The sequence below is a fragment of the Flavobacterium sp. CF108 genome, assembly GCF_900129795.1.
Lineage (GTDB): Bacteria > Bacteroidota > Bacteroidia > Flavobacteriales > Flavobacteriaceae > Flavobacterium.
The window spans coordinates 350,787-363,771 of record NZ_FQWW01000003.1 but is presented as its reverse complement, the minus strand read 5'-3'; the positions used below and the strand labels follow the sequence as shown (position 1 = coordinate 363,771).

Annotated in this window: 7 protein-coding genes; 2 read left to right on the top strand and 5 right to left on the bottom strand. The window is 35.2% G+C overall.

Annotated elements, in window-relative coordinates:
* Positions 1-6 precede the first annotated feature (6 nt).
* The 3 genes from BUE10_RS10275 to BUE10_RS10265 all read right to left on the bottom strand — a co-directional run bounded on the left by BUE10_RS10275 (position 7) and on the right by BUE10_RS10265 (position 5,093).
* Positions 7-807, bottom strand: a complete 801-nt coding sequence (locus tag BUE10_RS10275) for a TatD family hydrolase (RefSeq protein WP_073484797.1) — start codon at positions 805-807, stop codon at positions 7-9.
* A 288-nt stretch (positions 808-1,095) separates the two neighbouring features.
* Complete coding sequence (locus tag BUE10_RS10270; protein ID WP_073484795.1) at positions 1,096-2,517, bottom strand: RtcB family protein; 1,422 nt, start codon at positions 2,515-2,517, stop codon at positions 1,096-1,098.
* A gap of 1,058 nt (positions 2,518-3,575) precedes the next feature.
* On the bottom strand, positions 3,576-5,093 hold the full coding sequence (locus tag BUE10_RS10265) for a TROVE domain-containing protein (RefSeq protein ID WP_073484794.1): 1,518 nt from the start codon (positions 5,091-5,093) through the stop codon (positions 3,576-3,578).
* A gap of 122 nt (positions 5,094-5,215) precedes the next feature.
* Between BUE10_RS10265 and BUE10_RS10260 the strand changes: the two genes are divergently transcribed.
* Positions 5,216-5,830 (top strand): HD domain-containing protein, encoded by a 615-nt coding sequence (locus BUE10_RS10260; protein ID WP_073484792.1) that lies wholly within the window; start codon positions 5,216-5,218, stop codon positions 5,828-5,830.
* 227 nt (positions 5,831-6,057) lie between these two features.
* On the opposite strand, the gene BUE10_RS10255 is transcribed toward BUE10_RS10260, so the two are convergent.
* Together BUE10_RS10255 and BUE10_RS24355 are read right to left on the bottom strand one after the other, a co-directional pair.
* A complete protein-coding gene (locus tag BUE10_RS10255) occupies positions 6,058-7,059 on the bottom strand; it encodes a PorP/SprF family type IX secretion system membrane protein (protein WP_073484791.1) in 1,002 nt (333 codons plus the stop codon).
* Positions 7,060-7,074: 15 nt separating this feature from the next.
* Entirely contained in the window at positions 7,075-11,448 is a 4,374-nt protein-coding gene (locus tag BUE10_RS24355) for a PKD domain-containing protein (protein WP_073484788.1), read from the bottom strand.
* Between the two features lie 323 nt (positions 11,449-11,771).
* On the opposite strand from BUE10_RS24355, the gene BUE10_RS10245 reads away from it, so the two are divergent.
* On the top strand, positions 11,772-12,809 hold the full coding sequence (locus BUE10_RS10245; protein ID WP_073484786.1) for a helix-turn-helix transcriptional regulator: 1,038 nt from the start codon (positions 11,772-11,774) through the stop codon (positions 12,807-12,809).
* Positions 12,810-12,985 lie beyond the last annotated feature (176 nt).

Here is a 12,985-nt window from a genome sequence, read left to right as displayed (position 1 = left end):
TGCATTTTAAATATTAAAAAAACTTTTAGCGTTCTTACTCGTTTCCTCTGCCACTTTATCTAAAGTAATTCCTTTAAACTGTGCAATTGTTCCGGCAACATACGGCAGAAAAGCTGGTTCACATCTTCGTTCGTGGTATTTTTTCAAAAGACTGTTTGGAGTATTTTTTGGAAGCATAAATGGCGCATCGGTTTCGATCATCATTCGGTCAAGCGGAACATATTGAATGACTTCTTTTAAATAACTGAAACGTTTGGTATCAGAAATCGCTCCGGTAAAACCAAGATAAAATCCGTTATCAATATAGGTTTTGGCTTCGGGGAGCGTTCCTGTAAAACAATGCACAACGGCTTTTGGCAATTGCGGTAAATAGTCTTTGGTGATATTGATAAAACTATTAAAAGCGGCTCTCTCGTGCAAAAACAAAGGTTTCTCGACTTCGATCGCCAATTCTAATTGGGCTTTATAACATTCTTCCTGTTTGTTTCTGGGCGAAAAATCACGATCAAAATCGAGTCCGCATTCGCCAACCGAAACGACTTGTTTCTGCTTTAATAAATTTCGCAGTTTTGAAATGCTTTGTGCATCAAAACTCTTCGCATCATGCGGATGAATTCCGGCTGTCGAATATAATATTCCCGGATATTGTTTTGCGATTTTTAATGATGCTTCGCTGTTTCGTATGCTTGTTCCGGTTAGGATCATTTGCGATACGTCGGCGTCGAGCGCATCTTGTACAACATCGTCTATGTGGTTTTGGAATTGTTTATTGGTTAGGTTGATTCCTATGTCTATGTATGTTTTCATTTTTTTAAGTTTTTGCCACGAAGGCGCTAAGACACAAAGTTTTTTTTATTCTTTGGTCCAATTATTATTGTATTAATCTCGCAGAGTCGCAAAGTTTTTATTTTTGCCACAGATTATAAAGATTAATAAGGATTATAAAAAATCTGCAAAATCTGCCGAATCTGCGTGAAAAAATTCTTTGCGAACTTTGCGTAAATCTTTGTGAACTTTGCGGTTAAAATCATCACAAAGAGTTAGACGCACTGCTGTGCGTCTCTACACTGAACACTAAAAACTGATCACTGACCACTAGTCTTCTCTACTTCCGTCATCTGCCATTCTCACTAATTTTGGGGTGAATTTGGCGACAACGTCAACTAAGTCTTGTTGTGCTTCCATCACTTGGTTGATATCTTTATAAGCCATTGGGGCTTCGTCAAGTCCTGCTCCAATAAGCGTAACGCCGTGATGTTTCAGGATGGATTTCATATCGGTTTGTGTGATGTTTTTTATGGCTTGAGTTCTGCTCATTTGTCTTCCTGCTCCGTGTGAAGCAGAATTTATGGCGTTCTCCTCCCCTTTTCCTCTCACTAAAAATCCCGGTGCGGTCATACTTCCCGGAATGATTCCCATAACGCCTTTTCCGGCTGGGGTTGCTCCTTTTCTATGTACGATTACTTCTTCGCCGTTCCAGATTTCTTTCCATGCAAAATTATGATGGTTTTCGACTTTGGCTAAAATTACTGCTCCCAAAGCTTTTTCCATTTTGTTATGAATAATCTCGTGACAAGCCGAAGCGTAATCTCCTGCAAGATTCATCGCCAACCAGTATTCCTGACCTAATTGTGAATTCATATCCAAGTAAGCTAAGTTTCTTGCCACTTCTGGAAGTTTACATTCGTCTTTGGCAATTTTGGTATAATGTCCGGCGATTGTTGCGCCCATTCCACGTGAACCTGAATGCGTTAACAAAGCGACATATTTACCTTTTAGAATATTCAAAACAGGATCGTCTTTTGCAAATTCCATGATTCCGAATTCGACAAAGTGATTTCCTCCACCGGAAGATCCTAATTGCGACCAGGCTTTATCTTTTAAATTCTTCACAAACGGATTCATGTTAAATGTATCGTTCTCCAAAACCGCATGATCTGATTTGTATTGACCGTGAAATCCGTGACCTGCTCCAAAAATAGAATTGGCTATTAATTCTCTTTTGAATTTGGCTTCGTTTTCAAAGTAAAAATCTTCTGGAATATCGTAAACCGATAACGCCATTCTGCAACCAATATCAACACCAACACCATACGGAATAATGGCATTTTTTGTGGCTAAAACTCCGCCAATTGGTAATCCGTAACCTTGATGTGCGTCTGGCATTAAAGCTCCGGCAACTGTCACAGGCAATTTCATGGCAACTTCCATTTGTTTTCTGGCTCCGTCTTCGATATGCTCTAATCCGTAAGCGGAATACGCATTTGGAGTTTCGTTTAAAGCGATGAAATCTTCTGGTTTTTCATTTGCTTTTTCGATTAATGCAACGGCTAGTTTGCTAAAGATTTTATCGTCTATATAGTTTTCTGGAGTTTCCAGTACGTTTTTAAAGTTTGTGATCATTTGATCGCGGTTAAATCCGTTTCTTTTGCTGTTTATTTTTAACGCAATTCCGATTATTTTTCCTTCCGGGAATCCTAATTCTAATATATCTGTACCGTTTATTTGTGTATTCATTTGTTTTTGTTTTTTTGATAGTACAAAGGTTGTTTTATACTGCGCAGTTATTTTGCGTAGCTGTTTTAATTCTAAGTTTTTTTGCTCAGCGAAGACGTATTTCTCGCAAAGTCGCAAGGGCACAAAGTTTTATTTTAAGTGATTAACACACAGTTTGTCATTTCGAGGAACGAGAAATCTCCACGAGAAGCTCTACAAAGATTGGACTCTCGTTACGGAGTTACTTGCGGAGATTTCTCGTTCCTCGAAATGACAAACCTGGTGTTTAATTTTATTTATTTGATGTTTATTCTACATCCATTTTAATTAATAATTTTAAAAGAGGTAATGTTTAGGAATGGTTTAATTTTCTTTGGAACGAAGGAACCATTTCCTGACGACACTCTTTTTTTAAGAGCAATATTGTATAAGTGATAATTTAGGACTCGAACCTAATAAATCAACCAACGAAGTAACACTTATAAACGGCATCTTATTTTTTGAAAAAGTAATAATTGATGAGAGTATTTTGAACCCTATACGAAGTAACTCTCACACACGACATTTTCCATTTTTTAAAAGAAGTAAAAAGCAATAAGAGAATTGGGCGGGGCTTTGTCTGTGCCAGAGTCGAACTGGATAACCTTGCTGATTTTACAACTTCGTTATTCCTCCCCTAAAATTGGATACGAAGTATCTCTTATTTACGACATTCTTTTTATTTTATCGGGTTATGAGCGACAAGAGACTATTTTATGCGTGTTTCCACTTACACCATCAGATTACCTGAACAGGATTCGAACCTGTAACACAATTCCCTCGAAGTAACTCTTGTCTACGACACCAATGTTTTTTTAAACAAGGCAACAACCAATAAGTAATTGTTCATCTTGCTCTAACCACTGAGCTACATTTTTATTATTAACAAAAATGGAGAGAATCGAACTCTCGACCGAGACGTTTGGATCGAAGTAATACTTATCTACGACACTTGTTTTTTTCTTTATTTTTAATGAACTTTTCCTTTTACAAAGATTCAAATACTACTGCGCAATTATTTTGCGCAGTAGATTCTTTTTTTACAATTCTATTCGGTTGATGTAATTCAACGCGCTGTTTTTATCTTCTAAAGCATTTAAAACATCAAATACTTTATCGGACCAGCCGGCTATTAAATATACATCGTTTTTTTCGATGTTTATTGGCGAGTTACCGTAACCTGCCAAATCAAACAAATATAATTTTGCGTTTGGTGCGATAGTTTTGTATCGGTTCCAGGAGTTTGCAAATGAATCTTTTGTGTAAGCATTATTCCACATTTGAACATCTGTAAACAACATTACTTTATCTACAATTTCTTTTCGGCTGATTAAATCTTCTACAACCAAATGACCGTTTGTAGCATAACCTACTTCACCTTCGCGTTTGTAATATTCGTTAACATTGGCCAATATGCTTCGTTTTGGCATATTGATTATTTTCCAACGGTCACCAAACATACCGCTTACCACATTTTGGCAACGACTTTGCATTAACATACCTAACATCAAACCGATGTCGTAAAGCATTACTTTACTTTTTGGTGAGATCGCTTTTTGCATAGAACCCGAAACGTCGCAGGCAATTACAACCGATGTATTAACATCAAAACCTTTTATGTTTTGTGAACTCACCATAACGGCATCTTCCAAAGCATCTAAAACCATTGAAGTGTATTTGAAATTCAAATCTTTCACTTCACGATATGCTGCTAAAAATCGGAATGGCAATTGTTTTGAGTTTGCGACTGCTTTTTCGTTAGAAAGGTAATCGCATACTTTTAACATATGAAAACCGGAAACATTTGCTTCTAAGATATTTCGTAAGTTGCGTAACAAAGCCATGTAACCTATTTTACCGCTATCGATTAATTCCTCCCATTTTTGTTTGAATGCTTTTTGTTTTTCAATGTGGTTGTAAAATTTTACTTGACCTAATTGCGACAATTCTGTTTCCCATGTATATGGCGTTTGCAAAGTGTTGTTTACCAATTTATCAAAGATTAATTGCTGCGCTTTATCTTTTGCTTTTGGATGCACCAAAAACAAGGCATCTTTTAATTTCACTGCATCATCACGATTGTATTTTGCGAATTGGTATTCGTCAAATTTGTTGAACGAAACTGCTAAACCTTTTTGTATTTGTTTTGATAAACGGTTTAATTTCTTAACACCATTTCGTTCGTTTGCCATTTGATAGTAAGCCAATAATTCTGTTATTTCGTCTGAACGTTGTATAACATGTGTAATCATTTTACTGATTAATGAATCGCCAGAATATATCTTGGCTAATTCTACAATCAAAACTAATGGCACAGAACGCATATGCATTTCGTTGCGGGCATAGACAGCCAATTTTGCTACAAATACCGGATTGCTTTTTTTGATTAAGCTTTGTATTCTTTGTAAACGAGTTGTATCTTTTTCATAAAATGAAGCATTTAAACTTGTTGTTACAACTGCTGCATACAATTCGTATTCTGATGTTAAAGAAAAAGCTAGTGCATTTTCGTGATTAACTATATTGTTTTTTTCTTTTGCTAAAAAATTGAATTTCATAATTTCTGGTTTTTAAAATTAGACAATAGTTATTGTTTTATTTCCTGAGCAAAGATTTCAGAACTACTGCGCAATTATTTTGCGTAGTGAAAAAATAATTTTAAATTTGAGTAAAAAAGATCATGAATTTAGAGAAAATCTATTCTGAATTACTTTTAAATATTGGCTTTTCAGCAAATGATATTCAAAAAAACTGGCAGGATTTAGAAAAGACATATTCAACAAAATCAAGACATTATCATAACTTAACTCATATTTCGGCTATGATTGAGAGTTTTGAAACGTATCGTGATAAACTTCAAAATCCAAATGAGATATTATTTTCTATTTTTTACCATGATTTTGTTTATTTGGCTTCTAAAAAAGATAACGAACTCAAAAGTGCCGAATATGCTTTGGCGATTTTACCTGAAAATATCAGTATTAATAGACAATTAGTTTTTGATGCTATTTGTGCTACGCAGCAACATCAACATAATGACATTGAAGATATTAACTGGCTAATTGATTTTGATTTGAAGATTCTCGCTAAAGATTGGGAAGATTATAAAATCTATTGCGAACAAATCCGAAAAGAATATCGTATTTATCCTGATTTTCTATACAAATCCGGACGTGCTAAAGCGTTGAAACATTTTCTGGAAAATGAGTTTATTTTTCAGACTGATGAGTTTCAGAATTTATATGAAGAGAAAGCGAGAATTAATATTGAAAAAGAGATTTCTTTATTAACGTAAAATTATACACATAGATATTCTGTAGAGACGCACCGTAGAGGCGCACTGCAGTGCGTCTACGCAAAGTAATTCGACACCAATATGACGCAATAATTAAACCCGACAGGTTTTGAAAATCTGTTGGGTTTTCTGTATGTGCTTTATGTTGTGGATAATCGTTGCGGAGACGCACTGCTGTGCGCCTCTACGGAATATTTGGAACGGGAAATTGGAATTATTGATTTATATTATTTCCCCGAATAATTAGGACAGCCGAAACATTTTCTGCTTAAATCAAACTGATAGGTTAACGAAAGTTCGTAGATTCCGCCCGTTTTTCCAATTTTGGTTGTGTTTAAATCGTATGAAAGTCCAAATCTTAAATGCTCGTATTGCAAGCCTGTGAAAAGGTTTATAGATGTCAGCAAATCGCCATTGATTCCGTTTTTTGCGGGATTTGTTACCGCTGTTGCGCCAAAGAATATTTTCTCGAATAAAATCGAAGCTCCTAAATCAAGTCGGTTGTATCGGCCTTGCTGCATGTAATTTGAAGTGACAAAAAACTTGGTTTCGTACGGAAGCAGTAATACATCTATATAATCTATTACAAGGAATTCGTAACCTGCGCTTAACGAAAAAAAGGTATTTAAAGGCACATTTCCATCTGAACTAAAGGCAATATTCGGTTTGTTAAGATGTTTCATCGAAAGGCCAACCCAAGCATTGTCATTATTGAAAACCATTCCGGCAGAAACATCGAAAAATGTCATTTTTCTGTTTAATAATGTCGGATCCATTGTGTTTGAATTGATAACACCTGTTCGAATATTAATTTGATCTTCGAGCAATAAATTTTGAAATCCAAATGATTTAAGTCCGAAACCTGCTTCGACTGCGGGTCTAAAATACCAGTCGTCGTTTAGTCTTACTTTATAGGCGTAATTGGCGTTTATCTGCGAATAATTATAGCTGGTCAGGTTTTCTCTTTGGTTTAAAAAACTGATTCCTAAACCGCTGTTTAATTTGTCACTCCAGGTATTTACAAATGCATAATCGGTATCAATCCTTAAATCTAAATCCGGCCATTGTTCGCGGTGAATTATACCTGTATAGGTCGTTTCCATAAATCCTGTAAATCCCGGATTTAGGGTTTCCGGAATTAGAAAATATTGTGTAAAAATAGGATCTTGCGCTTTTGCCTGAGAATAGAAGCAACATGTAATAATTATAATAAATAGTTTTAATCTCATTGGTTATTCTGTTGCTTATTTAATTAGTGTAAATGCTCCTTTTTCTACTACAGTATGGTGGTAAAAGGTCTTTAAGGTTATTTTATAATAGTAGTTTCCGTTTTCGGCATCTATATCTTTTACTTTACCATTCCAGCCTCTGATGTTTGTTCCGGTTTCTGAATAAATAACAGCTCCCCAAGTATCATAAACGTCTAAGGTAATGTCTGATAAACCAAGGAATACGGGCGCAAACGTATCGTTCGTTCCGTCATTATTTGGTGTAAAGGCATTTGGCATAATTAAACTGTATCCTTTTTCTACTTTTAACGTTGTACTGTACGTGTATTGACAGCCAAAAGGATAAGTTACGGTTTGCTTTATAGTATACGTTCCTTCTTTAGTATAAATGTGTTTAGGATTTTCTTCGTCTGAGAAATTTCCATCTCCAAAATCCCAAGAAATTAAAGTGAAAGTTCCAGTCGCTAAATTGGTAAACGTAATAGGATCGTAAATTGAATACAAGTCGTACATGTCTTTTCCGTAAGAACCTGTAGAGAAGTTAGCAATACCTAAAACTGGCGTATCAACATTGTATGAAACATCGGCAGAACAACCAAAACTGTCTTTTACGGTAAAAATTACCAAACCATTATTGTCGGTATTCATGATTTCACCATTGGCTCCGGAAACTACTCCATCTGACCAGCTCAATGTATAAGGCGGAATTCCTCCTTTTACATGACCTACAAATGTTTGCTTAACATGTTTTGTGTCACAATTAAAATCTGTTAAGACTTCGATTGATGGCGTAAGCTGTTCGAAACGGGTAATTTTAAATGATGCTGATTTATTACATCCGTTGGCATCGGTTACTTTTACGGTATAATTATTTGGTATTAGGTTTTCTAAATCTTCAGTAGTTGCACCATTTGACCAGTCATATGTAAATGGCGGCGTTCCGCCTGTTACAACCAGATTGATAGAACCTGTATTGGCATTAAGACAGTCTAATGGGTTTTTAACATCAGCATTTAATTCTAAAAGCAACGGATTATCAATGATCCAAGAACCTTTAATGATACAGTTTTTTCCATCTGTAATGGTTACAGAATATGTTCCTGGTCCTAAATTATTTCTTTCGATTCCAGCTGTTGCATCATCATCCCAAACTAATTTTACCGGAGCTTTTCCGCCTACAAGATTTAAACGGATATGAGCGTCTTTTTCGCCATAACAAGATATTTTTTTAATATCTGGATTGATTTTAAAAATTGGTGCGTTGTCGATTACTATCGTAAAATCTTTAGGACAGCCAACTGCATCGGTAATAGAAATAATATAAGTTCCTGCTGATAAATTATTTTGTACAAGTCCGGTCCCTAAATTGCTCCATTTAATAATGTACGGATCTCCGGTTGCAAATGGAACTCCGCCAGTTATCTTGTTGATAGTTATCGAAGCATCGGCATAATCATAACACGCAATTTCGGTTTTGGTATATTCTAATTTTATTTCGTCGTTTTGAAGCAAAATAACATCAAGATCATCTGTACAACCCGAATTATCTGAAACGGTTAGATGATAATTTCCGGCAGGAACATTTCTTAGATTTTGAGAATAACTCGTATATCCGTTTGGACCTGTCCAAAAATATCTGTAGCTATAAACACCCGGAGAAGTTTCTGTTACTCTTCCGCCAACAGTTTTTACATCAATTTCTCCTGTAGAATAACCATAACATAAAATATCAACTTTGCTCACAAAACTAAGTTCTAATAATGGCGGTTCTTCAATCTTATAATTTCCATGTAGAATTCCACAGTTATTCTTTTCTGTAATAGTTACATCATAAACTCCCGGTTCAAGATTGCTAAGGTTTCCGGAATTTGCAGTAAAAGGATTTTCGTCTTTTGTCCATACATAGGTATAGGGCTGATTTCCGCCAGATACGTTTATATTAATTCTTCCGTCGTTAAGACCAAAACAGGTTATGTCTTGTTTGTATTCTCCTAAAATCTGGAATTTCCCCGGTTCACCAACATAATACGATCGTGAAAACGGACAATTTCCGTTATCTCCTACTCTCAAATTATAATAACCCGGTTTTAAGTTCGAAATGTTTTGGTTCGAACTCGTGTATCCATCAGGACCTGTCCACGTATAAGTATAAGGTGCGCCTGTTGTAAACGGAATTCCTCCCGCAACTGTTATGTTTATTGCACCGTCATTTGCTTCAAAACAAGTTCCCGGTTTTATAATTTCTGTCACATTTATCAATGGATCAACGGTTACTGTAATTGTAAAATCTGGTCCCGGACAAAGTTTAGAAATTGGTGAAACGGTATAAACAACTGTTGCGCGATTATTAGTAAGATTGGTTAAAGTTTGTCCAATGCTTGTTCTTGGTGTTGCTTCTGCAAATGCGCCGCTTATTGCTCCTGCAGGAGTAACTACAGGATTCGACCAAACAAAAGTTGTTCCGGCTGGTACATTATCAGTTGTTCCGTTGCTGACTGGTGTGATTTGAAATGAATTCCCGCTGCAAATTACTGCCGTTTTGGGCGTTATTACAGGCGAAAGAACCATATCTACAGAAAAATTCCTTGATACACTTGTTGTTCCACAACTATTTGTAACACTAAAAGTAGCTACATAATTTCCGGTTGTGGTATAATTAATAGAACCCGGATTAAGTGATGTAGAAGTTGAAGGCGTTCCTCCCGGAAAACTCCACAAATAGGTAATTTCTGAACTTGGCGAACAAGTTTCTACTACTGTACCTACTGGCCTGATTGTGGCAGATTTACAAAAATCAGAAATAGGATCTAATTTGATTACTGGTTTCTTTTTTACCTGAATAGATCTTGAAGTATATTGATAGACACCACAAGAATTTATTGTTCTTAATTGTAATTCGTATGTTCCCGGGTTACTAAAATTAATAACCGGATTTCTAACATACTGACCATTTACAAAATAATATTGTCCCTTTCCTTTTCCACAAAATCCTTCATAATAATTCAAAACTTCCCAATAATAAGTTTCTGTACCACAGCCTAAACTTGTATCTGTTGTATTCGTTATTTGAACATTTTCTGAGGCACAAGCCGTTGCATAAGTAAAACTTGGTACTAATACTGGCTCTACACAAATAGTCTGCGTGGTTGATCTTCCAATTCCGCAGGGAGTTTGAGCAGATAATTTTATGGTATAAGTTCCCGGTGTGGTATATACGTGAGAAGGATTTACTTCTCTGGAAACAGGTGTTCCATCTCCAAAATCCCAAGTGTATACATTATAAGTGCTGCAATCGTTTGTATAACCCGCCTGAGTTGTATTATAAAACGGCGTATATGTATTGGCACATGCAATACTTTGTACATTAAAACTTATTACGGGAACATCTAAAATAATAATAGGCCCGGCTGTTAAAAAAGTGCTTCCGCAAGAAGTTGTTATGGTTAATGTAACGGTATTTCCTGACGGACAGTTAAATCGCTTAAACGTATGCGGTATCGGGAAATTTTGCGACGCCTGCGGATTTAAACTATTATAATAAGGAGAGCTTTCTAATTGAGCCTGCGTATAACTTTGGTAGGTTCCATCGCCATAATTTACTTGATAATTAGTATCTGACGGGTTAAGTCCCCAAGATCCAATTGCAAAATCCATTGGCGGTACAGGCGTACATAAGTTTGTGGTGTTACCCGGTGCGATAAGTGCTCCAATTGGGTTATTAGAATTTTTTACAACATAGGTAATCGAATTATTGCAGGTACTTGTTCCCATTGCAGTAATTACCATGTTGAACGAACCTAGTTTTTTGTATTCGTGTTTTTTAGGAAAAACAACATTTGTTTCTGTACTGCCGTCTCCCCAATCAACATTATAAGATGTGATACAAGATGCAGAAGCCGAACTGTTTCCTACATTTATGGTATATTTTGGATTCGAGTTATTATCACCGCATCTTTCAAAAGGTTTTGCAGATGTCGGAGCACTTAAATCTACGAATTTTAAATCTGGTTTTTGCTTAACCGAAACGGTTTTGGTAACCGAATTTACTTCGCCATTAGCATCTGTAACCGTAAGTTTTACGCTAAAATTTTGAGAACCGCAGCCAAGTGCTGTAAAAGTATGGTTCGGGTTATTTATTGTTGCTGAAGTACCGTCTCCAAAATCCCATTTATAAGTAAAAGGTGCCGCGCCGGTAACTACTGCATTGAATGTCACAGGAGTACCTGAACAGGCATTGTTATTGGTAAAATTAAAATCAACAGTTGGGGGAACAGTAAGATTATAATAATCTTTAAGGGCTAAATTACTTCTGTCATTTGTATTAAAAGCAAATAATGAAGTGGTTATAAAAAAAACACAATATATGTGCAGCGAGTAAAGTTTCCCCATGTGGTATTGTTAAAATTTGTGCGGTAAAAGTAGATGATTTTATTTAACAAAAAAATAGTATAAATACTCATTTTAAATAAGTTTTAAAACTACTACGCAAAGCTATTGCGTATTATAATAAAATCACTATTTTTATCTGTAAATAAACACAAACTATCACCCGAAAAAATAAAAACACAGTACTAGTTTGAATCTCGCAAAGCCACTAAGTTTATTTAATGCCACAGATTAAAGGATTAAAATGAATAAAAAAAATCTGCTGAAATCTGTTAAATCTGCGTGAAACAAAAAATTAACGCTTTTGCGACCAAAACATATAATTTATGTCACAAAATAAAAACGCCTTAATTCGGTACAAAACAATTGACAAATGTCTACAGAATAAATACCGGCAATGGACTTTAGAAGATTTAATCGAATGCTGCTCTGAAGCTTTATTTGAATATGAAGGCCGTGAAAACCCCATAAGCAAACGAACTATTCAAATGGACATTCAATTAATGCGAAGTGAAAAGCTGGGTTACAATGCACCAATTGTTGTTTACGATAAAAAGTTTTATAAATATGAAGACGAAGATTTCACGATAACCGATATTCCGCTGACGGAAACGGATATGAATGTTTTGACCGAAACGGTTTCGATGTTAAAACAGTTTAAAGATTTCTCTCTCTTTAATGATGTATCCGATATTTTGCAACGTTTGGAAGATAAAATCTATGCTGAAAAGTCGCATACAAAACCTGTAATCTATTTAGATAAAAATGAGAATCTAAAAGGTCTGCATTATTTAGATGAAATTTATCAGGCAATTATAAAGAAGATGGTTCTTATAATTACTTATAAATCTTTTAAATCGAGAGAGGAAACCAAATTTCATTTTCATCCTTTTATATTAAAGGAGTTCAATAATCGATGGTTTCTAATTGGCAAAACTAAAGGCTCACAGCCAATTACCAATTTAGCACTTGACCGTATTATTTCGATTGATTACGATTTTAATCTTCCTTATTTAGAAGAAGATTTTAATGCCGATTCTTATTATAAAGATATAATAGGTGTAACAGTAAATTCTGGTTTGCAGCCCAGACGCATCGAATTATGGATTGATGCCGCAAATGCGCCTTATGTTACTACAAAACCACTGCATCCTTCACAGCGATTAATTAAGGAAAATGAAGACCAAAGTATTATTGTCCATTTATTCATTTCGCCAAATTATGAAATGGAGCGCCTTTTATTAGGTTTTGGAGATTCTATCGAAATTTTGAGACCCGAAAATCTTCGAAACCGAATGAAAAAAATTCTTCAAAGGGCAATTTCGAGATATGAACCTGAAAATTCTATTGAATTAAATTCATAATTTTTTGAAGAATGAAGAATTAAAGCCGATTTTAAAATTAAAAAAAGATTTTGACCGTACAAAAAATGTTAAAATCTAAAAAAAGAATAGTATATTTCACTCTAAATAAACCACCAAACCACTCTAAATCAGTGGGATTTTTTAACTAACCAAAAAATTATTAAAAAATTATATGC